The organism is Streptomyces sp. SID8352 (assembly GCF_009862265.1).
GTDB lineage: Bacteria > Actinomycetota > Actinomycetes > Streptomycetales > Streptomycetaceae > Streptomyces.
On record NZ_WWGX01000094.1, the window covers coordinates 1 to 24,479 of the forward strand.

The window sequence follows — 24,479 nt, forward strand, 5'->3', positions numbered from 1 at the left end:
TCCGCGCCCGTGTCCATGTCCGGGTCCGTCTCCGCGCCCGTGTCCATGTCCGGGTCCGTCTCCGCGCCCGTGTCCATGTCCGGGTCCGTCTCCGCCGTCGCCGGCAGCCGTACGGTGAAGACCGTCCGGCCGGGTGCTCCCGTGACCGTGACTGCCCCGCCGTGCGCGGCCGTCACCGCCCGCACGATGGCGAGCCCCAGCCCGGTCGAGCCGGTGGCGCGGGAGCGGGCGCTGTCGCCGCGGGCGAACCGTTCGAAGACGTGCGGCAGCAGCGCGGGCGGGATGCCGGGCCCGTCGTCCTCGACGTCCACGCACCACGCCGCCGCCTCGCGCCGCACCCGCGCGGTGACGGTCGTGCCGGGCGGGGTGTGGGTGCGGGCGTTGGCGAGCAGGTTGACCAGCACCTGCTGGAGCCGGGCGGCGTCGGCCGCGACATGGGCGGGCCCGTCGGGCAGGCCGAGCCGCCAGACATGGCCGGGACCGGCCGCGCGGACGTCGCCGACGGTGTCGACGAGGAGCGGCACGAGGTCGGTGCGGGTGAACCGCAGCGGCCGTCCGGCGTCCAGCCGCGCGAGCAGCAGGAGGTCCTCGACGAGCAGGGTCATGCGCGCGGCCTCGGACTCGATCCGGCCCAGCGCGTGCCGGGTGTCGGGGCCGACCGGCTCCCCGCCCCGGCGGGTCAGCTCGGCGTAACCGCGGATCGACGCGAGGGGGGTGCGCAGTTCGTGGCCGGCGTCCGCGACGAACTGCCGTACCCGGGTCTCGCTCTCCTGCCGGGCGCGCAGGGCGCCGTGGACGTGGTCGAGCATCCGGTTGAGCGCGGCGCCGACCCGGCCGACCTCGCTGTGCGGGTCGCACTCGGGTCCGGGGACCCGCTCGTCGAGGTTGACCTCGCCGGTGTGCAGCGGGAGTTCGGCGACGCGGGTGGCGGTCTCGGCGACCCGGCGCAGCGGCCGCGTGGCGGCGGAGACGACGACGGTGCCCGCGAGGGAGGCGGCGATCAGACCGGCGGCGGTGACGCTGGCCTCGACCAGGATCAGGGTGGTGACGACGCCGTCGGTGTCCGCGGTCGGAAGGGCGACGTAGAAGTCCCCGGCCCGGCCGCTCTGGAACAGCACCCGGTGGCCGCCCAGCCCGGGGAGGTCGGCGGTGTGCGGGCGGCCGTCCCGGGGGACGGCGGCGAGGGCCGCGAGCCGCCGGGCGTCGAGCGCGACGGGCTCGGCGGTGCGGTACCCGTCCGCCTCCCGGGGGCGGCTGACGATGCCCTCGGTGACCTCGCCGTCCACGACGGCCGCGGCGACCGTGCCCACCGCGCGGGGCCCCTTCGCGGCGAAGGCGAGCGGGTCGCGGCCGTCCGGCGGGGCGGGCGGCGGCCCGGGGGCGGCCCGCGCCGGACCGCCCGCCACCCGCATCGCCACCTCCCGCACCTGGCCGTCCAGTTGCTCGTACAGGTGCGAGCGCAGGGCGAGGGTGGTGACCGTGCCGATCACCGCGCAGACGATGGCGACCAGTGCCACCGACACGACGACGAGGCGGGTCCGCAGGCTCGGCGGACGCCGTCGCCGTCGCGGGATCACGAGGCGGCGGGCTTGATCAGGTAGCCGGCGCCGCGCCGGGTGTGGATCATCGGCTCGCGGCCGGCGTCGATCTTCCGGCGCAGATAGGAGATGTACAGCTCCACGATGTTGGCCTGGCCCCCGAAGTCGTAGGACCAGACGCGGTCGAGGATCTGGGCCTTGCTCAGCACCCGCCGGGGGTTGCGCATCAGATACCGCAGCAGTTCGAACTCGGTCGCGGTCAGATGGATGCCGGTGCCCCCGCGGGTGACCTCGTGGCTGTCCTCGTCGAGGGTGAGGTCGCCGACGACCAGGACGGACGCGGGGCGCCGCGGGTCGGCGGCGCCGGAGCGGCGGATCAGCCCGCGCAGCCGGGCGACGACCTCCTCCAGGCTGAACGGCTTGGTGACGTAGTCGTCGCCGCCCGCGGTGAGCCCCGCGATCCGGTCCTCGACCGCGTCCTTGGCGGTCAGGAACAGCACGGGCACGTGCGGCAGTTCGCGGCGCAGCCGCCCGAGGACGCCCAGGCCGTCCATGTCCGGCAGCATCATGTCCAGGACGACGACGTCGGGACGGAACTCGCGGGCCGCGCGCAGCGCGCCGTGACCGTCGCCGGCGCTGCGGATCTGGCAGCCCTCGTAGCGCAGGGCCATGGACAGCAGTTCGGTGATGGACTGTTCGTCGTCCACCACCAGCACCCGGACGGGGCTCCCGTCCGTCCTCAGCAGCAGCTCGGTGCGCCCCTGGGGCGAGGTCGTGGTCATACCGGAACGATGTCGGCGCGCTCTGAGAGCACTCTTTCCCCAAGCTGTGAATTCTCTGAGAAACGGAGCCCCGGGCCCGGCGGACGACTCGGCGAGCGTGGCCCCGACGGCACCGAGACGCCGAAACGAACCCGGCGACAGCACGCACAGCGGACACGGCCCCGGCGAGCGCCCCGAGGAGAACGGCACGACGGCACCCGCACCGACGGCACCAACCCTGCACCGCCCGCCCGGCGGACGCGGCCCCGGCAACACCGAGGCGGCGGAACAAACCCGGCGACAGCACGCACAGCGGACGCGGCCCCGGCGTCACGGGACCGGCGTCACGGGACCGGTGACCGACCCGGGCAGCGCGAACCCCGCCTCAGGAGGCCGGCGTCACGGCCAGCGCGTCAGGGAGCCACTCCACGAACCCGCCCGCTCCCCCACCCCGCCCAGGACCCGCGCGTGTCAGAACAACCCGTCCTGCGCACCGCCCGACGACGCCCCCAGCTCCCGTACGGGAAACCCTCGGCGCGGCCCCTCGTCCCCGGCGGGCACCAGCTCCCAGCCCCGCAGGAGCCGGGTGTCGAGCACCACGACCCCGCGCCCGGTCCGCAGATGCAGGTCCGGCCCGGCGACGGCCACCAGCTCTCCGGCGAGCGCGCCCCCGGGCACCAGCTCGACGACGTCCGCGACGGCGGGCTCCGCGCCGCCCAGCCCGAAGACCTCCCAGTGGTCCACCGCGCGGAACGGCTCCGGGGCGAGCGACTCGGGCCAGCCGTCCAGCGCCAGCGCCCGCGCGTGCAGCTCAGCGATCCCGGCCGCCCGCGTGGCGGCGTCGCGCGGCAGGGCCGCCCGTACGGCCCGCTTGCGGGTGTAGGGGACGCGGTCCGGCACGCCGAGCGCGGCGCGCAGCAGTTCCTCGGCGCGGCGCGCGGACATCAGCGGCCCGGTGCCGAGCCAGGTGAAGCACACGGCCCCCTGCTCCAGCAGCCGGACCGGGCCCCGCTCCCGCGCGGTGATCCCGGCCTTGACCAGGCCGGGCCCGAACCAGGCCAGGTAGACGCGGTACGGCCGGGGGTCGTCGGCGAGGGTGTCGGCGGCCACGGAGTGCGCCCGGTCGAGCCGGGCGCACTCCTCGCACCGGGCCCCCGTGGCACGCCCCGGCACGGGGGCCCGCACCGGGCACGCATGCCCCCGGGCCCCGACGCAGACGCGCGCTCCCCCGTCCGGAACCGCGAAGGCCACCCGCTTCCCCCGGGGCAGCGCCGTCACGCGCCCACCCCACCAGGCCAGCACCGGCCCATCGGCCGACCACCGCAGTCCCGAGCACTTCCACACCCGCGCCATCACTCCCGAGCGTACGAGGCACCACTGACAACGGACCGCGCCCGCGCCACGCCCGCCCGTCCGGCACCCCTCCCACCTGCGAAATCCGCGGCCGAGGCACCAGGCATGCCCACCCCGCGCGCCGAGGGCCCCGAGGGCCCCTGGAAACCGCCCCCCGTCGGCCACTGCCCCCGCCGGGAGGACCATCACCGTCGACCGGGTGCCCGCCGAACCGGCCGCGCCCGCCCGCGCCCGGGACGTCCACGCCCCCGTGTCCCCATCAGCGTGCCGGGGGCGCGCTTCCCCCGCCCGGCCGTGCGCCGGACCGGTGGCTTCGGCAACGGGTGGGCACGGCCGGGCGTCCGGGAGCGCTCCGCGACGCCGACGGAAGCCGACGCGCGGTGGTCAGGACTCGCGCAGCGGGCCGTTCGCGGCGACACCGCCGCCGGTGTCGCCGGCGGCCGGATCGAGGAGATAGGCCCCCGTCGCGATGCCCCGCAGGACGCTTCCGGCTGTCTCCTCGGCGGTCAGGCCGCCGGAGTCCAGGACATGGGCCTCATGGACGCCCAGGTCGCTGAACTGGTCGTGCAGCGAGCGGACCGGCCCGGGGTCGGTCAACGCGTCGCCGCCCCGGCCCGTCGCCCGCTCCAGGGTGGTGCGCCGGTCCGGCCGAAGGACGACGTAGCTCAGCGGCAGGGCCCGCTCCCGCGCCCCCGCGCGGAACAGGTCGAGGAACCAGGGCCCGACGACGCCGTCGCAGATCACCTGGTAGCCCCCGGCGGCGTACCCGAACGCCGCCGAGACCAGCACCCCCAGGACCACCTCGTTCTGCCGGTGCGCCCCGGGCAGGTAGGGCGCGATCCGCCCCCGCTTGATGAAGTGCCAGAAGTCGTCACCGTGCAGGTGGACACCGGGGCTCAGACGGTCCGCCAGCAGCCGCGCCACGGTGCTCTTCCCGGCTCCGGGCGGCCCGGTCAGAATGATCACGCGGCCGGGATGGGGGGACGGCCGGGAGGGGGTCGACGGGTTCATGCCCGCCACCGTGCCACGCCCGACCGGCGCACCGCCGTACGGCTCGCCACGGTGCCCGCGGTACGCGTGCGACCCCGGGGAACACCGGCGCGGCGGGGCGGAGGGGCCGAAGGCGGAAGCGGCGCCCGTGCGACCGGAACCCTGTCCTGGCTGCCCCTGACAGGTGCAGGAACGCGGAGCGCGGCCGACCTACGGTGGATCACGTGCAGACCGAAACCCTGGGCGTATTCCTCAAGACACGCCGCAGCCGCGTCACTCCCGGTGACGTCGGCCTGCTCACTCACGGCACCGTTCGCAGGGTGCCGGGCCTCCGGCGCGAGGAGCTGGCGGAGCTCGCCGGTGTCAGCCTCGGCTATTACACCCGGCTGGAACAGGACCAGCCCGGTACGGCTTCCCCACAGGTCCTCGGCGCACTCGCCCGCGTCCTGCGGCACTGACCGCCAGACTGCCCGGACCCCACCGGAGCACGGCCGACTGACGGGTTGGCCGCACTGGCCACCGGCGTGCCTGCGGACCGGCCGGGCGGGTGCACCGGACGACTTGGCGATCCGCCGTGCCGGGCGTCCCCGGACGTCGGCAGCTCCCCGTGCGACGGGGCTCCCGTCAGGATTCGAACCCGCAACCGTCTGATCCGCAGCTGCGAAGAGATCGGTCAACGAGATTCGCTGAGGTTCTCGTTCGGATCTTCAGAGTGGCTGCCGGTCATGGGCGGCTGCTGCGGTTGCCGTTCTTCGCCGCTGTACGGCCCCACAACGCAAGAGGCCCGGACTCTCGTCCGGGCCTCCCACCTGTGTGCACTCGGCAGGATTCGAACCTGCGACCTTCTGATCCGTAGGATCGGGCAGCCTGCCGCAACGGGAGCCAGCGGACTCAGACTGCGATCGCTCAGGTTAGCGATCATGCGCGTCTGTGTGCCGTCGTTGCCGTCAGGGTTGCCGTCAACTCCGAACGCGATCAGCTGGCTCCACCTCCTTACGGTTGGTCCATCAGATGACTCGTGGCCACGCGGGCAGGGGGCAACTGCACGTGTGACGCGGAAAGGTTGCAACCTCGAGCGGCAGATTGACGGTCGGTAGAGGCAGAGTCGGCGAGATCAGTGCGCCCTGAAAGTCCGGCAGCTGCCGGTAGGAAGCGATGTCCCGGCCCACGAACAGGTCTTCGAGCACAGCAAGCAGATTGTTGACCCGCGCCGGTAGAGGTGAAGACGGGTCCGCGTAGGCTTGGCTGAGGGCGGCACCGATGTTAGCGGCCTTCCAGGGGTTGTCGTGCTCCTCCGTGATGCCGAGCCAGCGCTCAATGGTGCCGGTGAGACGAACTGCGCCCGCGAAGGATGATTCGGAATCGTTGGCGGCCGCTGCCAGCGCGGTGAGCGCCGATGCGTCCTCACACAGCCGCTTCTTGAAATTGTTCTGGGTTGTGGCCATGACCGCGTCCTCGTCCCAGAGAACAACGTGCGGGATACCAAACAGGGACAGAGTGCTCGCCGCACGATGCAGCTCGAATTTGCCGAACGCGCTGAGGAGACCCACATTGGGGCCGAGTTTGGCAAGGAGACCCCGACGGGCCAGCCACTCGAAGAACAACACGTCGCTAGGACCTTCGACGACGATCACGCGGTCAGCGAAGAATGCGGCGGCCCGGTGCGCGTCCAGGTCGTAAAGAACCCGATCTCGCTCCTCGTCGGCCGCGGTCAGGCGGGCAGTCTTGAAACAGGAGCGAGAGCCCACGGCGTAGGTCGAGCGGGTGTGTATGTCCAAGAGAACCCTGCTCACAAGTGCGGGGGAAGGCGACACCACTTCGATCCGATGGAGTAAACGACGCACCCGAGTGATCGCCTCGGGAGAGGTCTCGGCAGCCGCGATCACGGATGCGTTGTGCGTGGTGATCGTCACTGCTGTATTGCCCGCAGCAACGAGCTGGTGCAGGTCGTGGGCGAGCCGTGTCACCTGGGAAGGGTGGAGGAAGGCCTCAGGCTCCTCGAAGAGGACCCACCGGAACGCGCCCTCCTTGGCCTGAGCCCGTAGTCGTGCCGCCGCTTGGATCAGCGCGGCAATCATTGTGCGCTGTACGCCGGATCCCTGAGTCTCCAGCGGGCGGTGAGTGCCCTCTTGGTGGAGTCGCAGCTCGATGAGGTGGCGCATGATCAGCTCGTTAGACAGCTCGCCAACGTCGACCTTCGCGGACAGGCCCCAGGGCATTAGTGCCTCGTCGAGATCGCTCTCAAGGTCAGTGATGGGCCCTTCCTGCAAGGCACTGCTCAGCGTTCCAAGAGCAGCCCTAGCAGTCATGAGCATTGTTTCGATGTGTCGCTCAGAGAAGGCAAGGAGTAGTACGTCCCGCAAAGGCGAGGGACCGGTAAGCGACATGTGGTCGGCCATCTTGCTGATCGCCGGGATATAGACGCACTGACCGAGCTTGGCGGCGCTGGTCCAACCAGTCGGCTGTGGTTCACCGCCGTCCTGGGGAATCAGGTAGTAAGCCCCGGCAAGACGGTCAGTGTTCTTGGTGAACCAGCGCCGGATCCGGAGGAAATCGCCGTCAACCAGGTCGACCCCAATCTGCTTGGCCTCGGCGGCGTCAACGCTGTAGTCGATCTCCACCCAGGATTCTGCACCAGGCTCCGCGTGCCAGGGAAGGTCTCGAGTTTCGTTCCAGTCCAGTGCGCCGTAGAACAGTAGGACGGCATCTATCAGAGTGGACTTTCCCGCGTTGTTCGGACCGATCAGTGCGCCGAACGGACGCAGGTGCAGTTCGACGTCGAGGGCGCCGCGAACATTCCGGATGGCCACGCGTAGGGGGCGCATGGGAGGCTCCTCGAACTCAACGGGGAAGGAAGGGGCTGGGAGCCCCGGAATACGACACATACAGTCGGTCACGGGCACGAGTGCACGCGACATAGAGCACGCACCGCTCCCTCTGCACACTCTCCAAGTGGGCTGCCCTGTCGACATCCAACGGAACGATCGCCCGGTCGTGCGGTACCACTTTGTCCTGAACGCCGACGACCGCGACACATTGAAACTCCAGGCCCTTCATGCTGTGCATCGTGCCGACCTGAACGTGGCCGCCGGACGGACCTGGCGGCTCGGGCTCGATGCCCGCGGAGCGAAGTGCGCCCGCCACCTCGTCGGACGTGGCGTTGACCCGGGCAGCGACGGCGATCGCACCCGGTTCGACACCGTCGACTAGCCAGGCCCGGACTTGGGAGACCACAGCAGCGCGCTCCTCGGACCACTCGGCGAACCGCCGGACGATCGGCCGGCGGCCGTGCATCGGCGACTCATAGCCTTCCCGGCTGTCGGGCCAGCCATCGAGGTCCTCCTCGGACACGAGCCCCAGCACTCGGACGGCCCATGTGAGGATCTCCTGGGTGGTGCGGTAGCTGACGGTGAGTCGCTGTGTCCGGCCGACGATGTTGATCCCAGTGTTCTTCAGCGGTACCCGATGCTGCCAAATCCGCTGATGCGGGTCCGCAACGAGGAAGAGGTCGTCCTCCGCCGGGCGGACGGCCGCTCGGAGCAGCCGCCATTGCGCAGGATGTAGGTCCTGAGCTTCGTCGACGATGACGTGCCGGTAGACGGCAGGCCCGCCCTCCTGCCGCAGGATTCGAGCCGCCTCATCGGCTACCTGCAAGAACGACCAACACCCGAGGCCGCTCAGCTGAGTCCGCAGCGCCTCGATGGCGGCCCAGACAGACGGCCGCTCCGAGCGAGGCAGGCCTTGGCCTCGGCCGGTGCGTGCTGCCGTCAGGTACGTCTCCAGCGTGGTGACATCCTGGGCGAGCAGCACCTGCTCCCATTCATCGATCAAGAACTCCCCGGCGTAATCCGGGTGCACGGCGTCAGCCAGGCTGACCAATTCGCGCGACGTGAGCACCACCGGGCGACTTCCACGGCGGTCACTGACAACCCGGGAAGCAAGCTGATCAGTGGTGATCACCTCGATCCGGTCTCGGTCCTCGGGGTTCTCGACGAGCTGGTCCAGCTGACGAGCCAACTCCGCAGTGAGCGGGCGGCTGTAGGTGGTCAACAGGATCGGCGCGCCACTGTCAGAGAGGCTGGCGAGATGCGCAGCCCGGTGCAGGGCAGTCACCGTCTTGCCAGTGCCCGCGCCGCCGGTGATCATCACCGAGCCGGGATAGGGATCGTGGTAAGCAATCCGGCGCTGCATCGGATGGAGGAAGATCCTCCACAGTGCAAACGGGGGGCGCAGCAGCTTCTCAAGTTCTTCAGGGCCACTGACCAGCGCAACTTGGTCGGGGGTCCGCCCGATCGCTGCGGACAGGTCGTCCGGCTCTACCCGGTCGGGCTTAGCGGCGTTGACGAGATGCTTGCTGACTTCTCCCCAAGTCTCCTCGATCGTCATACCCGCGGCCAGCGCGACGAGGACGTCGTACTGGAGTGAGGGCAACATGTGCTGGAGGGCATCCAGGTGCGCTTCCCGGGTCAGCAATCGGACGATCGGCAGCACCTGATCGTCGATGCCGAGCGTGCGGAACTCCGAATCCTTGACGTGATCAAAGAGCCTGGCCGGTGTAGCTTCGGCGGCCAGACGCAGTGTGCCAGTCATGTTCTGCAACTGCGTCTCGTCACGCATCTCCAGGACGCCGAGGACCTGGTTGACGGTGAACAGCCTCGTCGTGGCCCAAGCGATCGCGTCATCGTGTGGCAGGACGCGTAGCAGGCAGTAGAGGTCTCCGGTCGCCGGCGCCAGCACAACGCCGCGGTAGAACTGGTTGATACGGATCGTCCTGATCCGAGGGTCCTCGGCTCGGTTGAGCTTCTCCAGATGCAGTCCCGCGTGGGTGGCGTGGGCGAACTTGGAGAGCGCGGCCTGCACAGCCTTCTGGACCGGCTTCTCCAGCTTGGCGTACTCGGAGAGGAACTCCTTGGCGATCGCCAACTGCGGCACGGACACTCCTCCGACGGGGTGGGCAACCCTCATGGTAGGCCGTTGCTGATCTGTGCGGGGCAGTATCGTAAGGGGTTCTGTGACCCGCCTTGACTGACGACTGGGGGCTCCGCCTGTGGCGAAGCTAACGTTGCCGCAACTGGAAGCGCATCTGTTCGGCGCGGCCGACATCCTGCGCGGCAAGATGGATGCCTCGGAGTTCAAGGAATACATCTTCGGGATGTTGTTCCTCAAGCGCTGCTCCGACCAGTTCGACACGATCCGGGGCCGGGTCATCGCCGAGCAGATCACAGCGGGTCGGACACAGGCGCGGGCCGAGGAGATCGCCGATAACCGGGCGTTCTACCGGGGCGGCGACTTCTTCGTACCGACGGCAGCCCGGTGGAAATACCTAGTAGACAAGTCGGCCGAGAACGGCATTGCGGACCTACTAAACAAGGCCTTGGGCGCGCTCGAGACTGCCAACTCCACTGCCTTGCAGGGTGTGGTTGGGCACATCGATTTCACCCGCAAGGTCGGCAAGACGTCGCTGTCGGACCAGAAACTTCGGGCCCTCATCAAGCATTTCGACCGCTACCGGCTCCGCAATGAGGACTTCGAGTTCCCTGACCTACTAGGTGCCGCGTATGAGTACCTCATCGGCGAGTTTGCCGACTCGGCGGGCAAGAAGGGCGGGGAATTCTACACTCCGCGCGGCGTCGTCCGGATGATGGCTCGCCTAATCGAGCCCCGCTCCGGAATGCGGGTGTACGACCCATGCGCCGGCTCCGGCGGCATGTTGATTATGTCGAAGGAGTATGTGGCGGAGGCAGGCGAGGACGCTCAGGACCTGCGCCTATACGGCCAGGAGGCCAACGGTGGCACCTGGGCCGTCTCTAAGATGAATATGATCCTTCACGGCATCGTTAACGCCGACTTGGAAAACGACGACACCCTCGCCAACCCGTTGCACATCGAGCCGGATGGTTCAACGCTGACGCTCTTCGACCGGGTGCTTACGAATCCTCCGTTCTCACAGAACTACGTGCGCGCCGGGATGAAGCACGCCGACCGCTTTGAATACGGCTGGACTCCAGAGACTGGCAAGAAGGCCGACTGGATGTTCGCCCAGCATGTGCTCTCAGTACTCCGGCCCGGTGGCCTCGGCGCCACGGTCATGCCGCATGGTGTGCTGTTCCGTGGCGGCGAGGAACAGGCAATCCGTAAGAAGGTAATCGAGGCCGACCGACTGGAGGCGGTCATCGGCCTCGCCTCGAACCTGTTCTACGGCACTGGTATCCCGGCGTGCATCCTCATCCTGCGCGGTCCCGGCCCCCGGCCGGCCTCGCATCAAGGCAAGGTCCTGTTCATCAACGCCGACCGCGAATACCTGTCCGGCCGCGCCCAGAATTATCTCGAACCTGAACACGCCGAAAAGATCGTCGCCGCCTTTCGGGCTTACATGACCAATCCGGCACACGAGATCGTCGGCTTCGCCCGCGTGGTGTCACTCGAGGAACTCGAAGAGAACCAGTTCAACCTCAACATTCGACGATACGTCGACAACACCCCGCCAACGGAACCCCAAGACGTACGGGCTCATCTGCACGGCGGCGTCCCGAAATCCGAGGTCCATGGGCACGAGATCACTTTCCAGACGTACGGCGTGAACGTGCATTCCCTGTTCGTCGAACGCAACGCAGACTACTACGACTTCCCGGCAGATGGCTGGCGATCGGCTGCCGCCCGCATTCCTGAGCTGACCGCGCCCGCCGAAGCGCGTGTGCGTGACGCGTTCGATGACTGGTGGGCTCGGCACAGCAAACGGCTGAGCGAGCTGCCCGACACACACAAGGTCATGGACACCCGAGCCGAGTTGCTGGAGTCTTTCGTCGCAGAACTCGAGCCCCTCGGGACGCTCGACCGCTTCCAGCTCTCCGGCGCGGTCGCCTCCTGGTGGGGCAGCGTCCAATACGACATCCGCACCCTGGCCTTCCACCAGTTCAGTGGAGTCGTCCAGGGTTGGCTGACGACGATCCAGACTGCCTTCGCGGATGACAGCACCGGGGCACTGAACGCCCAGCGTCAGGCAGCCGCCAAACGCAAGGCTCGGGAACACCCGCTGGTCCCGTACGTCCTCTCCGACTACCTCAACGAGCTTGAGGAGGCCGAGAACCTACGGGCCGAACTCGACTCCAAGGTCAAGACCCTCACTACTGCCTCAGAGGACGACTCTGAAGCAGTCGAGGACGTGGACCCTGTCGTGCTGAAACGCCTGCGCGCCCAACTCACCGCGGCCAAGTCCAAAGTCCGCAAACTGGAAGCTGCCTTTGTTGACCAACTCGGCTCGAGCGTCGGCCTAATCCACAGGAACGAGACCGAACCCGACCTAGTCATGCGCATCCTCAAAGCCGATCTCAGCCGCCGCCTTGACGCTCGTCTCACCACCGGCCGCAGAGTATTGATCGACCGGTACAGCAGGTGGGCTGCCAAGTACGCGGTGACGCTACCCGAACTTGAAGCCCAGCGATTCACCGCAGCCGCCCGCGTTAACGAGATGCTGCGGGAGCTCGGCTATGAGTAGTCGGATTGAGGTACCGAACCTGGTGGGGTGGCGAGAGGAACGCTTGGTTGACCTCTGTAAGTTGATTTCACGCGGCACAGCTCCGGTTTACGTAAACGACAGTCAAGTTTTCGCCATTGGGCAAAGATGTGTCCGAGAAACAGGATTCGATGCGAGTGCCGCTCGGCCCCACTCGCACAAGGTGAAGAACGTTTTGAGGGCCGAGCGTGGGGATGTTCTTCTGAACTCGACAGGTACGGGAACTATCGGCCGTAGCTGCATCTTTAATGAAGACCGAGACTATATAGTGGACGGGCATGTCACCGTACTTAGGGCCGACAGGTCGAAAGTGGATCCCCGCTGGATTGAGGCGATGCTGAGATCTCGGTGGGGCCAGCAGTATCTGGAGTCGCACTGCTTCACAGGTTCGACAAATCAGGTCGAGTTGTCACGATCTGACTTGTTGGAAACACGCGTTCCAGTTCCTGACCTTGATGAGCAGCGACGGATTGCAGAGATCCTCGATGCGGTCGATCAGCAGCTATCTGACCGAATTAAGGAGCTGGCCAAACTGGCGCTTTTGCGGGAAGCGCTGGTCAAGGATTCAATCGCAACCGCGATTGTCGCCTCAGCCAGATATCGCGGACTAGGGGAGTTGGCCCAGATTGCCAGTGGAGTTACGCTCGGAAGCGAGCCGGCCGGGGCGAGCTCCGTAGAGCTTCCGTACCTTCGGGTAGCAAACGTACAGGATGGCTATTTCGATACTGGCGAGATGAAGCTGGTACGCGTCTTGCGTTCTCAAGTGGAGCGGTACTCCCTCAGGGCGGGAGACCTCCTGCTCACAGAAGGAGGCGACTGGGACAAGCTTGGGCGCGGAGCCGTTTGGGACGGACATCTTCAACCATGCCTGTACCAGAATCATCTTTTCCGGGTCCGCTGTGACCTGCGGTGGATTCTTCCGGAATATCTGGCACTATATACGTCGTCCGCCCAAGGGAGAGCATACTTCGCCCGCATCGCCAAACAGACTTCAAACCTCGCCACGATCAATTCAACTGAACTCAAAGCTATGCAGGTTCCGGTACCTCCACTCAATGTGCAACATAAACTTGTTGACTCTATTCAGAGCTGTGCCGAACACATCGAGAGATCGAAAAAAATGCTAACAGCGATGCGGTCCCTCAAGCAGGGGTTGGTGGAGGACCTTCTAACTGGGCGGGTGCGTGCTTGAGTCAGGTGGACATGAGGGCCCAAAACGACTTTGCCGTGGCCTATCGGCGGGTGCCGGATTCTCGAGCGAGTCCTTGCGAAGTTGAGTGGCCACGTCGGTGTCCGGGGCTCCAAGAACCTTGAGCTCGGGCGGTTCGTCAGGCTCCCGGACGGGTGAAGCGCGACGAACTCAGACGTTCGCTCTGGAGCTGCCCGACTGGGGGGAATCCGTGGCGTGTTGCGGTCTCCGCAGGCAATGATTGAGGCTGCTGTTGATCGCATACCTGCCGTGAAGCGAGGGGACGCTCGTGTCTGGGCCCGAGTACGTACAGGTTGAGGCGCCGCTGCTCCGGCAGTTGACGCTGATGGGGTGGGAACATCTGCCGGGCCAAGCGGAGGGCGCATTCAAGCCCGAGGATCCGACGGAGTCCGGGCGCGAATCGTTCGCTGAGGTCCTCATGGAGTCGCGGCTACGTAAGGCGCTCAGTGATATCAACCTAGGGCCGGATGGCGCCCCCTGGCTGGACGAGGCGCGGATCAGTCAGGCGCTGGGCGAGCTGACCCGGATCACAGCCAGGGGTCTACTCGAGGCCAATGAGCTGACGACCGAGCTGCTGATCAAGGGCGTCACCGTGCCTGGTCTGCCAGGCTGGGACGGGGGCCGGGACCAGCGCGTCCACTTCATCGACTGGAAGCACTGGCAGCGCAACGAATTCGTAGTTGTGTCCCAGTTCCGGGTCGACGTGCCAGGCACGAGCGGGCTGAAGCACATCGCACCCGACGAGGTACTGCTGGTCAACGGCATCCCCTTGGTCGTCGTGGAGTGCAAGAAGCCCAGTAAAGGTGACGCAATCGCTGCAGCCGTGACGCAGCTGAGGCGGTACGCCGGCCAGGGACGCGGCCGGATCCCCACCGGAAATCCGAAGCTCTTTCATACCGTTCAGCTAACCCTTGCGACCTGTGGGGAGCGGGCCCGCCTGGGCACCTTCACAGCCGAATCTGAGCACTACGTGCCGTGGCGGGACCCGTACCCGCTGACCGACGCAGTCATCGCGGCCAGGCTTGAGTGCGATGAGCGGTCGGTAACTGAGCAGAATCGGCTCACGGCAGTGGTGCTGCACCCTGAGCGGCTGCTGCAGATCATCCACGACTACGTGACGTTCATGACGCTGGACAACGGCATCCGGATCAAGGCTGCGCCGCGCTACCAGCAGTTCCGCGCAGTCGAGAAGACCTTGGAGCGCCTGCTGACGGGTGACACGCGCGAGGAAGACGGTGTTCAGGACCGTCGGGGCGGGATCATCTGGCACACCCAGGGCTCCGGTAAGAGCCTCACCATGACGTTCCTCGTCCGCCGTATGCGGTCGATACCAGAGCTGTCCGGGGTCAAGGTCGTGTTGGTCACGGACCGGACCCAGCTCCAGAAACAGCTGTCCGAGACGCTCCGGCTGACCGGTGAGGAAGTCGAAGAAGCCAAGCGGGTCAAGGACGCCAAGCGGCTCTTGGCGGCCGACGGCCCGGGCATCGTCGCCGTAATGATCCAAAAGCAGCAGGACGTAGCAGCACGGTCCAACAACGGCGAGTTGGTCGAGGCTGCCCCCTCACTCGGGGAACTCAACGACGGCAGCGCGATCGTGGTCCTCATCGACGAGGCACACCGGTCGCACGGCTCCAGGCTGCACATGAACCTTTTGGAGGCGCTGCCCAACTGCGCCCGGATCGGTTTCACGGGAACCCCGATCATCATGGGCAAGCAGAAGAAGACCTCCCAAATCTTCGGCAGCGTCATCGATACCTACCGTCTGGCCGACGCCGAGGCCGACGGCGCGGTAGTGCGGATCTTCTACGAGGGCAACACCGTCAAGGGTGCTGTTAAAGACGGACGTGACCTCGACGAAGTCTTTGAAGACCTATTCGCCGAGCAGAGCGAGGAGGACCGTGAGGCTCTACAGCGCCGGTACGCCACCAAGGGCGACGTGCTCGAATCCGAAGAGCTGATCACGGCCAAGGCCAGGCACTTGCTCCGGCACTACGTTACGACCGTTTTGCCGGGCGGGTTTAAGGCCCAACTGGTTGCGAACAGCCGTGAGGCGACACTGCGCTATCGAACGGCTCTGCTCGCCGCGAGAGACGAGTTGGTTCACCAGGCCGAGACAGTCACGGAACGGTTGCTCGATACTCCGCTGGACCAGCTGACCGCCCGGCAGATCTCGCAAGTCAACGCATACCGGAATCTCAATCTGCTCCGTGCCATGGACTTCGTTCCCATCGTCTCACCGGGCACCGACGACCACGAAGAGCGCTTTGCCGAGTGGACCGCGCAGAAGCCGCAGGAGCGCCGGGTTGACGACTTCACACGGCCGTTCCCAACGGAACTCGGCCCGGACGACCACCCAGTCGCATTCCTGATCGTTAAGTCGATGCTGCTAACTGGCTTCGACGCGCCTATCGAGCAGGTGCTCTACATCGACCGCTCGCTCAAGCAAGCCGAGCTACTGCAGGCGGTGGCCCGGGTCAACCGGCCGGCCAAGGACAAGAAGTGTGGCTATGTTGTCGACTACTTCGGGGTCGCCAACCATCTGACCGAAGCTCTCAAGGCCTACTCCGCCGACGATGTCGATGGAGTCTTCCTCGACCTCCGCGAGGAAGTCGCAAAGCTGGATCCGATGCGTCGTCGCCTCCAAGCGGTCTTTACCGACCACGGTGTCCCCCCTTCCGGGGCAACCCTGGAGGACTGTGTACTTTTGTTGAACGACGGCGCCCTGTTCGACAGGTTCGAGGCCGAGCTGAAGCGGTTCCTCACCACCATCGACGTCATCCTGCCCGAACCGGCGGTGCGCCCCTTTCTCGAAGACGCCACTCTCTACGCGGAGGTCGCGATGCGGGCGAAGCGCAGGTTCCGAGTCGACGGTGGCGACTTCGACCCCAGCGCGTACGGCGCGAAAGTCCGGCAGCTGCTCGACGATCACCTGCTGTCGCTGGGTATCGACCAGAAGCTGCCGCCGGTGTCGCTGACAGCGGACGACTTCGAAGAGAAGGTAGCGGCGCTGCCCGGCGCGCGAACCCGTGCCTCGGAGATGGAGCACGCTGTACGGGACCACATCGAGATAAACCGGGGCAGGGACCCGCACTTCTATAAGCGGCTCAGTCAGCGCCTCGAAGAGATTCTGCGCGACTACGCCGAGAACTGGGAGCAACAAGCCGCGCTCCTGGCCGCCTTGGTTGCCGAATTGCGAACGGACCATACCGCGCCCGATGATCCGCTCAGCTCGGTTGAACGGGCTTTGTACGGCGTATTGTTGGAGGAAACCGCGCAGGACGGAATTGTCGACCCGGAGACCGACCAGAGGTTGTGTGACATCAGTACCGGCGTCTACGTCCTAGCGCAGCAGGTGACTCATCGGCGTGATTTCTGGCGTAGCCCGGTCGACCAAGAGGACTTCCGACACCAAACCGTCCAGTTGCTGATCACCAAGGACGCGGCACCTATCGACAAGGTCGATTCACTGGCCGACCAGCTTGTGGAAGTGATCGGACACCGCCGTACAGAGATTCCGCGTCCTTGATGCCAGGGCTGGCAAGGATGTCAGCGACGGGTGCCAGGATGTGACCGTGAAGAGTTCAGCGGCCGTCGAGATCCTGCGCGTCGACGACCTCGACGTACAGGTGCGGGTCAGCGAGCGACGGCGACAGGTCAGGCTGACCGTCGAGCGTGACTCGACCGTCAGCGTCACCGTCCCTCCAGGGACCGGGCAAGCCGAATTGGTCAAGCTGATCAGAAGCCGACGACAATGGCTGTACGGCAAGCTCGCGGAACGCGAGTCGCTAAGCGAGGGCAGACCCCCCCGTGAGTACGTCTCCGGCGAGGGCTTTCTCTACTTGGGGCGCAGCCACCGGCTGCTGGTCGTCGAGACCGGCCCGACCGATGTGCGGTTGCAGCGAGGCCGGCTGGAGATCCGGCAGGACGTGCTCCACGAGGCGTCCACGGCCCTTATCGCCTGGTACACCCGGCGTGGTGTGAGCTGGCTGCCTGGTCGACTCCGACCGTGGGCCCAGCGCATGGACGTGGTTTGCGGTGAACTCCGGGTCCGGCCTCTGGGCTACCGCTGGGGGTCGTGCTCGCTCCACGGCGCCCTCAACATCCATTGGGCGACCATGCAGCTTCCGCCCGATCTGATCGACTACGTGCTCGTGCACGAGCTCGCCCATGTGCATGTGCCCGAACACAGCGGACGATTCTGGCGGACGGTTCAGCGGGCCATGCCTGACTGCAATGCCCGTCGCGACCGTCTGAGACGGCTCGGGCCCGACCTCTGGCTTCCAGAATCGAAGACATGAAGGCAGTGGTAAATGGTCTACGTCATCCTAAGCCCCCATCGATGAAGGCCCTGCTTGCCTGCACCACACATGGGAGATACGGGCTAGCTCCCCGATGGCAACGGCGGTACCGAGGTGAACGGAGATAATTTCGTCACCCTGACGTGAACGTTTCTCATGCCTGCATAGCGTGTCTGTTGGTCTGAGATCCTGGAGACCGATCGAGAGGGGTCGCAGGTATGGAGTGGAAGACGCACGGTGAGCGACAGATCTACACGAACAAGTGGGTGAATCTGTGTCTGGTCGACGTCCAGCAGCCTGACGGGCGCAGGTGGGAGTACCACATTGTTCGGCTACGGCACCTGGCCGTGGCCGCTGTGGTCAACGACCGCCAAGAGGTCCTGATGATGTGGCGGCACCGCTTCATCACGGATTCATGGGCGTGGGAGTTGCCCATGGGCCTGGTCGAGGAGGGCGAGACTCCGGAGGAGGCTGCGGCCCGTGAGGTCCTGGAGGAGACGGGGTGGCAACCTGGCCCCATCAAGCCTCTGATCTACGCCGAGCCGGCCAACGGGATCACCGACTCGCAGCACCACGTCTTCCGGATCGACGGCGCCACCTACGCCGGGCCGCCCACGGAGAAGAACGAGTCCGACCGCATCGAGTGGATTCCCCTCTCAGAGGTGCGGGGCATGATCGACCGCCGGGAGGTCGTGAGTAGCGGCTCGCTCGTCGGCCTGCTGTACCTGCTCATGGATGAAGCGATCCGCTGACTGGCGGGAGGAGTTCCCGTAGCCGCGCCTCGAAGGCCAGGGCTACGGGCTCCTGCCTGTGTGGGGCCAACTGGTCGTAGAACTCCCGGAGATGGCCTGACACTCGCTCGGAGGCCACTGCCGATGCCGGTTCCAGTGCCTGCGTGGCGGTGTCGCACGCCTGGTCGAGCTTGCCTTGATCCAGCTGCGTACGGGCAAGCCAGAACGAGTGAAACGCCCGTCCGCGCTGGTTGGTGCGGGCCTCGCGCCGTAACGCGTCCGCGATCAGGGGTTCGGCGGTGGCGGCTTCGCCCAGTCGGCCGTGGGCGATACCCGTGTCAACGATCAGCTTGGTCTCGTCGAAGTACGACACCCAGGAGGGGCCCGGGTCGCTCACCCGAATCCGCTCGAAGTGGCGGTGCGCCTCCCCGATCGCCTGGTGAGTGGAGTCTCGGTTGCCGAGCGTGGCGTGAGCGAAGGCTTCGCGCATCGACAGCATGGACAGGACCCGTGGGGTGGTGTCGACAGCCGAGCGGGCCTGGTCCTGGGCGGCGGTGACGAAGGCCAGGGAGTCAGCAGGTTTGTCCTGGTAGGTGCCCTGCAAGCTCATGCAGGCAAGGACGTTGGCCATGAACTGGCGGTCGTCGATCTCCTTGGCCAGTTGGAGGGCCTCGGTGAAGTACGCGCGGGCCTGGTTGTACTGGCGGGCGTCGAAGTAGGTCCAGCCCGTGAGACGTGCCAGCTCGGCGGCGATTCCGTACAGACCGTTCTGTATGGACGGAGTCGGTTCTCCTTCAAGAGACCGACGACATGGCGGAGCTGGCCGACGATGGCCGGCCGTAGTGCCTCGCCTCCGTGCTGGTCGTCCCGTCGCCAGTAGTCCTCGATGGAGGAGCGGAAGGCTTCAAGTGTGGCCGTGCTCAGGCTCGTTCGCGTGGCCAGGGCCAGGATGCTGTCCACGTCAGGACCAGGTAGAACGGCGGGAGTCTGCGGCGCGGGCTCCGCCTCCTGGGCTACCTCTCGCTCGGTGACTACAAGGGCTTGAGGTGTCTCCCACACCCGACGGGCGAGCCCCAGCATGTGTCCTGGGATGCGCAAACCGTCCGCGATGCGCTCGATGACGTCCATGTGCTGCAACTGGCGTTGCCCGGCGATGACTTCGCCGACGCGGCTGGGAGTCAGCTCACAGCGTCTGGCGATCATGGATGGGTAGATGCCCGCCTTGGTCTTCACCAGCCGGAAGACTCTGGCGAAGTCCCGCACTCGACATGCGTCGATCATCTCGGGATCGGTGAGCAGCCTGGCTGGCAGTTCCTGCGGTCGGTCTGCGTCGGGCATCGGCAAGCTCCCACACTGCGAGGGCTACGCAACGTCGCTGGTTCTCTACTTGCCGCGATGTTACCCAAGTTGGGTAACCAGCCTGACCTTTTGGCAGGGCTGCCCTGATCGCGATGCTCCTTTCATGGCGAGCAACCAGCAGACCAGACCAGGCATCGGTGAACTGGCGAAGGACAGCGCCCGCGACCGGATCGGTGTCGTCATGGGTGCGCTCGGCGGTCGGGTGCAGATGAGGCCGATCGGCGGCGGCACGGAATGGGATGCCATGCCGGACAACGTCGTGGCGCCGAGTCCACGAGAGGAACTGAGCGCGCGCCTGGCCATCAAGAACGGCAACAGTCGGGACGGGCTGTGATCCGCACTGTCAGCCGGTACGCGGGAGTCCTGTTCGTGATCATGGTCAGCGGCTCGTGCGGCCTGGTGATCGGCATGGGTCTCGCCATGGGCCAGTAGACGGGCCGCCCTGGACGGGTGCCAACTCCCCGGCTCCCCCTTCCCCGTTCGGGGCCGGCCATCCAACCCACGCACCGCCACACACAAGGAGTACTCGTATGACGGCAACGGCGAACGATCTGAAGACCGGTCGCGCGGTGGCTGGTGAGGAAGTGTTCGAGAGCCTCGCCCACTTCGTGGTCGTCCACAACGGGCAGTCACCCGAGCGGGCCGAGCGGATCGCGGACCAGGCGGTCGCCTTCCTCGTCACCGCGGCCACGGCCAACGTCCCCATGGTCCCGTCCGATGACGTGGACCTCGGCCTGCACGCGCTGATCCTGCACACGCGGGAGTACGCGAGGCTGTGCGACCGGTACGCGGGCCGCTTCCTGCACCACAACCCGAAGCCGGGCGGCGGGCCCCGCGACCTACTGATGGTCATCACCGCTGCTCGCGCCATGAAGGCGGCTGGGTTCATGGTCTTCGACGACCTGTGGACCGTGGACGGCACGAACCTCGCGCAGTGCGACTCGGACTGCGGCCGTCCATACGGTCAGGACTATCAGGAGTAGGACACGACAGCAGCGACGCGGCCGGCCTCGACTCGTGGTCGGCCGCGTTCGCTCGGAAGGAGAAAAGACGTTGCCCGGGTCACCCCCTGAACTGCCGATCGTGGTACTCGACGCGCTCATGCCCACGTCCCAGCGCCTGGTCCTCGACCGCCGGGGCTCCACGGTGTGGGAGGTAGAAAGCCATCGAGGCCACTACGCCGTGAAAGTCGGCTACCCGATCGAGGCCACAACCGAATGGGCGGCCCAGCCCTGGACCGCCCTCGCGCCCGCACGTGAAGGGGCCGTTCTGCTGCGCCTCGGCCTGGTTGACCTCGCGTACGGCGAGTGGGAAGGCGGTACCTGGAACTTCCAGCCGTGGCACGAAGGGCCGGACCTGTACCAACTCTGGGAGCCCTGCCGTAGGCCGGACTCGTCCATCGCACCGCACAGCAGCGTGGCGTTGGGCTGCGTCGAGGCGCTGGCCGAACTGCACGCCAAGGGCTGGGCGCACGGTGATGTACAGCCCGCCCACTTCATCATCGGGCCGGAACGAACGCATCTCATCGACCTCGCTCTTGCCCGGGGCGGCCACGTGCCCGAGGGTTACGACTTCCCGTTCCGCGGCTGCCTCGTCCACTACGAGGCACCGGAGATCGCACGCAGCGTGCTCGACACCGGAGAAGCCGAGCCGACACCGGAAGCCGACGTCTACGCGCTCGGCGCTTCCCTGCTGATCTCTGCTACCGGTTGGCGGGCGATGGAGTATCCGGACGACGCTCCCCGCTCGGCGCAGAGAGAGGCCGTGGCGGATGGTCGGCGCCGGCCCGTGAAAGCACCTGGTGAGCTGGGCGAGTTGATCGACGCGATGCTCAGCCATGCCCCAGGGGACCGACCCACCGTCTACGAGGTGGGCAAGACTCTGAGCTGATTCCGAAGCGCCGGTTCGTCGGCGCCGCTCGCACGGCTACGGCCGACAACTCAAAGACCGGACCACCCCTCAGCCTGGACAGCATTCCGGGTGGTCCGGTCGCGGAAGCCCTGATCAGGACCCCGGTGCCGATGGTACCGGGGCGGTTGGCGTGCTCGAACGTGGGTGCGGCTGCAACCCCGGCTTCGCGATGTCGAGTTGGAGAGGGTCCTGAGCTGAGCCAGCGAAAGTCAGCCACGACGGCGGGTGCGCCGACTGAGCACCCGTCACGTGTGTTTCCAGCAACCCCGTGCCGTCCTCAGCCACGCTTCTTCCATCGTCACGGGCCGCACCTCGGTCCGACCTGGACGTTGCTGGTGTGGCCCATCCTCTGGGCTCGGGCTGCGGCTCTGTGGGCCATGCGGCGTCGAGCGGTGGGCGGTTGGTGGCGTGATCACGCTTGGTGGGCGTCGACCTGGTCCTGGTGCTCGGAGTGGTCGGGTTGCTTCCTGGTCTGGTCGTCCGCCTTGGCAGGGCTGCGCGCTGAGCGGGTGGGGCCGCCGGAGCGGTGGCGGAGACAAGGAGCGGCGGCGGCCCCTGGCCGCCAGCGCGCGCGGCCCGCCGTAGGCGGGCCGCCTTGATCCAGTAAAGAAACTCTGAATCCAGTAAAGAAACTCTGAACAGCTCCGCTGCGCTGGGCTCGTGGCCGGTTGCGCGGCCATGCGCTGGCCCCGGCTTCCCATGCGTTCCGCAGCTCTGATGCCATATGAACCCATGTTGAGGCATTCATGGCGGTTCGTTCCGGCTATCGGTGGAATTTATCCACAGGCTGAGGGCCGCATAGTTCTCGCGATGGCGAAGCGACCCTCGCCATCCGGCGTTATGGAGTCGTGACCAAAGCGGCCATCACGTCAACCGCCTCCCCGCTCCCCCTTCTTGATGGAGAGGGTCGCTTTGAGTCAAGTGACCCAGGTCACGGAAGGAGGTGTCACACCGATAGGGGTGCTCGACACCTGTAGCAGATGAATACGGGGTTCCGACCGGACGCGAAGCCAGAGATAGAGGGGTGGCATGGATCACAGAAACGAGGGTCACACCGATGCGGATTTGTCGACCCCTATAGGCGATGCGCGACGGGGCGAGCGGCGCAACATAGCCGACGATCGCCGGTTAGCGAACCCGGGGATTCTCCGGACCATTGATGCTCCTGACCGACGACCGGAAGGACGAGTGGCGTGAGCGTACGAAGGGACGAGTTCCCGCCCGGCGGGATGCGTGGGAATCCGAAGGACGGATTCTGCCCGCCCTGCGGGAGTGCAGCGCCGCACGCCTCCGACGTGTCCGGTCTGGCAGGTAGACCTAGCTCAACAGCCGTGATGACAGCTTGCCGGGCAGTACGGGCAAGCCCTGATCCGGTGGCGGATGGCCGCTGGGCAGGCCTCCGGGTAAGCCCTCGGCGGTTGGGCTGGACGCAGTACGCGACAACGGCACAGCAACGAACGGGTGGCCATGACTGAGGACGAGGCAGCACGTATTACGGCGCGACTCAAGGAGGTGGAAGAGAAGGTGATGCGGCTGGAAGAGATAGCACGTCGGGTCGCCGAGAAGGTTCCCGCTACTTCTTCGGCCCGGTAGTGCCGCCGAGTTGTTGGAAGACCTGCAACAGGCTGTCGAGTCTGGCGTTTATGGCATCCAGCCGTTCAGACAGCTCGACGTATTCGGGTGTGGGCATTCGCCCGCCGCTTGCCGCCTCGGTAGCGCCGGCCTTCGGGTCGGCCTCTGAGGGCAGGGGATCGGCGACGAAGTTGCCCCGGCCCGGCATGGAGTAGACCAGCCCTTCATCGCGCAGTATGCGCAGTGCGGACCGCGCGGTCATGTTCGCGATTTCGTAGGTCGCTTCGAGGTCGCGTGACGAAGGGACCCGTTCGCCCGGCTTGAGGCGCCCAGAGCGGATCTGCCGCCGCAGCTCCTCGGCGACCAGGCGGTACGGCGGAGTGTCGGAGTCCTTGGGCAGCTTCATGGTCCGAGGGTAGCGGGCCTAGCCCACCTCGCGCGGTAAGACCCTGATGCACCTCCATATCACCACAGAGCTAGCTCACCTCAGGTCCGATGTGCGCTAAGCGCTTGACGCACCCAGCCCATGTAGTGCACTGTTGATCACGCCCCGCCACCTGGCGGAGCACCTACCGAAAGGAAGTAACACCCATGGCTCGTATCCGTGTTGGCCTGCTCCCGTCCACGTCGTTCATGGTCGGCAACATGGCGGTTCCGAAGTACTCGGACGCTGAGAAGACCCAGTTCGCGACCGACCGTGAGACCGGGGCGAAGCTGTTCACAGTCACGCTCTTCCTCATGGAGGAGGACCGGGCGGAGGCCATGAAGGTCACTGTTCCGGAGACCGGTCTCCCCAACGGCCTGAAGCCCGGCGTGCCGGTCGTCCCGGTGGAGCTGTTCGCCACCCCGTGGGCGCGGATCTTCAACGGGTCGCTCTCGGACGGCATCGCGTACCGCGCGGACCGTCTTGACCTGGTCGGCGGCTCGGCCCCGGCCGCTGAGACGGCGTGAGCGGCACCGACTTCTTCCGCACCGGCCGCGACACCCGGCTTCACAGTGTCGCGGCGGTGTGGGAGAGCGCGGGCTTTCCACCTGCATCGGCTCTCCGCCATGCGGAGATCTGCCTGACGCTCGCCGGTCACGACGACAGGGTTCGCCTCGTCGCAGCGATGTGGGCGAACCACGGCTTTCCGCCTGCTGACGCGGTGCAGCGCGCAGAAATCTGCCTGATCCTCGCTGCGCCGACACCCGCAACAGGCACCCGGAACCGGAATCGAAAGAAGGAAGCGAAGTGACCTTGAAC

17 protein-coding genes and 2 pseudogenes are annotated in these 24,479 nt (G+C 66.6%); 11 read left to right on the forward strand and 8 right to left on the reverse strand.

Going from position 1 to position 24,479, the window contains the following annotated elements; translation table 11 throughout:
- From GTY84_RS28130 to GTY84_RS28145, 4 genes are all read right to left on the reverse strand, one after another.
- Nucleotides 1-1,577, reverse strand: a 1,577-nt coding sequence (locus tag GTY84_RS28130; protein ID WP_161229221.1) for a HAMP domain-containing sensor histidine kinase, incomplete at its 3' end; no start/stop codon positions are given.
- Nucleotides 1,574-2,320 (reverse strand): response regulator transcription factor, encoded by a 747-nt coding sequence (locus tag GTY84_RS28135; protein ID WP_161229222.1) that lies wholly within the window; start codon nt 2,318-2,320, stop codon nt 1,574-1,576. The genes GTY84_RS28130 and GTY84_RS28135, both read right to left, overlap by 4 nt.
- Nucleotides 2,321-2,770: 450 nt before the next feature.
- Nucleotides 2,771-3,652 carry a DUF2797 domain-containing protein gene (locus tag GTY84_RS28140; RefSeq protein ID WP_161229223.1) on the reverse strand — a complete coding sequence of 294 codons (882 nt, stop codon included), beginning with the start codon at nt 3,650-3,652 and terminating at the stop codon, nt 2,771-2,773.
- Between the two features lie 384 nt (nt 3,653-4,036).
- A complete protein-coding gene (locus tag GTY84_RS28145) occupies nt 4,037-4,618 on the reverse strand; it encodes an AAA family ATPase (protein ID WP_345943545.1) in 582 nt (193 codons plus the stop codon).
- 248 nt (nt 4,619-4,866) lie between these two features.
- Between GTY84_RS28145 and GTY84_RS28150 the strand changes: the two are divergent.
- A pseudogene (locus GTY84_RS28150) lies at nt 4,867-5,094 on the forward strand (helix-turn-helix transcriptional regulator); the annotation flags it as partial.
- A 555-nt stretch (nt 5,095-5,649) separates the two neighbouring features.
- Here GTY84_RS28150 and GTY84_RS28155 read toward each other — a convergent pair.
- Together GTY84_RS28155 and GTY84_RS28160 are read right to left on the reverse strand one after the other, a co-directional pair.
- Nucleotides 5,650-7,467 carry an AAA family ATPase gene (locus GTY84_RS28155; RefSeq protein WP_161229225.1) on the reverse strand — a complete coding sequence of 606 codons (1,818 nt, stop codon included), beginning with the start codon at nt 7,465-7,467 and terminating at the stop codon, nt 5,650-5,652.
- A 16-nt stretch (nt 7,468-7,483) separates the two neighbouring features.
- Nucleotides 7,484-9,574 carry a 3'-5' exonuclease gene (locus GTY84_RS28160; protein WP_161229226.1) on the reverse strand — a complete coding sequence of 697 codons (2,091 nt, stop codon included), beginning with the start codon at nt 9,572-9,574 and terminating at the stop codon, nt 7,484-7,486.
- 115 nt (nt 9,575-9,689) lie between these two features.
- On the opposite strand from GTY84_RS28160, the gene GTY84_RS28165 reads away from it, so the two are divergent.
- From GTY84_RS28165 to GTY84_RS28185, 5 genes are all read left to right on the forward strand, one after another.
- Nucleotides 9,690-12,137, forward strand: a complete 2,448-nt coding sequence (locus tag GTY84_RS28165) for a class I SAM-dependent DNA methyltransferase (protein WP_161229227.1) — start codon at nt 9,690-9,692, stop codon at nt 12,135-12,137.
- Nucleotides 12,138-12,318: 181 nt separating this feature from the next.
- Nucleotides 12,319-13,347: a restriction endonuclease subunit S gene (locus tag GTY84_RS28170; protein WP_345943546.1), complete on the forward strand. Its 1,029-nt coding sequence runs from the start codon at nt 12,319-12,321 to the stop codon at nt 13,345-13,347.
- Nucleotides 13,348-13,633: 286 nt separating this feature from the next.
- A complete protein-coding gene (locus GTY84_RS28175) occupies nt 13,634-16,891 on the forward strand; it encodes an HsdR family type I site-specific deoxyribonuclease (RefSeq protein WP_161229229.1) in 3,258 nt (1,085 codons plus the stop codon).
- 46 nt (nt 16,892-16,937) lie between these two features.
- Nucleotides 16,938-17,663 (forward strand): SprT family zinc-dependent metalloprotease, encoded by a 726-nt coding sequence (locus tag GTY84_RS28180; protein WP_161229230.1) that lies wholly within the window; start codon nt 16,938-16,940, stop codon nt 17,661-17,663.
- A gap of 218 nt (nt 17,664-17,881) precedes the next feature.
- The gene (locus tag GTY84_RS28185) at nt 17,882-18,415 is read left to right on the forward strand and encodes an NUDIX hydrolase (protein WP_161229231.1); all 534 of its coding nucleotides are present in this window, start codon (nt 17,882-17,884) and stop codon (nt 18,413-18,415) included.
- Here the strand turns inward: GTY84_RS28185 and GTY84_RS28190 are convergent.
- Nucleotides 18,393-19,732, reverse strand: a pseudogene (locus GTY84_RS28190) (hypothetical protein). The gene GTY84_RS28185 and the pseudogene GTY84_RS28190 sit on opposite strands and share 23 nt — an antisense overlap.
- 124 nt (nt 19,733-19,856) lie before the next feature.
- On the opposite strand from GTY84_RS28190, the gene GTY84_RS28195 reads away from it, so the two are divergent.
- From GTY84_RS28195 to GTY84_RS28205, 3 genes are all read left to right on the forward strand, one after another.
- Nucleotides 19,857-20,087 carry a hypothetical protein gene (locus GTY84_RS28195; RefSeq protein ID WP_007503961.1) on the forward strand — a complete coding sequence of 77 codons (231 nt, stop codon included), beginning with the start codon at nt 19,857-19,859 and terminating at the stop codon, nt 20,085-20,087.
- A 196-nt stretch (nt 20,088-20,283) separates the two neighbouring features.
- Nucleotides 20,284-20,736: a hypothetical protein gene (locus tag GTY84_RS28200; RefSeq protein ID WP_161229232.1), complete on the forward strand. Its 453-nt coding sequence runs from the start codon at nt 20,284-20,286 to the stop codon at nt 20,734-20,736.
- 70 nt (nt 20,737-20,806) lie between these two features.
- Nucleotides 20,807-21,643 carry a protein kinase gene (locus GTY84_RS28205; RefSeq protein WP_161229233.1) on the forward strand — a complete coding sequence of 279 codons (837 nt, stop codon included), beginning with the start codon at nt 20,807-20,809 and terminating at the stop codon, nt 21,641-21,643.
- A 1,594-nt stretch (nt 21,644-23,237) separates the two neighbouring features.
- Here GTY84_RS28205 and GTY84_RS28210 read toward each other — a convergent pair.
- Entirely contained in the window at nt 23,238-23,642 is a 405-nt protein-coding gene (locus tag GTY84_RS28210; RefSeq protein ID WP_161229234.1) for a winged helix-turn-helix domain-containing protein, read from the reverse strand.
- 185 nt (nt 23,643-23,827) lie between these two features.
- On the opposite strand from GTY84_RS28210, the gene GTY84_RS28215 reads away from it, so the two are divergent.
- Both GTY84_RS28215 and GTY84_RS28220 read left to right on the forward strand, forming a co-directional pair.
- Nucleotides 23,828-24,187 (forward strand): hypothetical protein, encoded by a 360-nt coding sequence (locus tag GTY84_RS28215; protein ID WP_161229235.1) that lies wholly within the window; start codon nt 23,828-23,830, stop codon nt 24,185-24,187.
- Nucleotides 24,184-24,471 carry a hypothetical protein gene (locus GTY84_RS28220; protein ID WP_161229236.1) on the forward strand — a complete coding sequence of 96 codons (288 nt, stop codon included), beginning with the start codon at nt 24,184-24,186 and terminating at the stop codon, nt 24,469-24,471. The genes GTY84_RS28215 and GTY84_RS28220 overlap by 4 nt, the downstream gene beginning before the upstream one ends.
- Nucleotides 24,472-24,479: the final 8 nt, after the last annotated feature.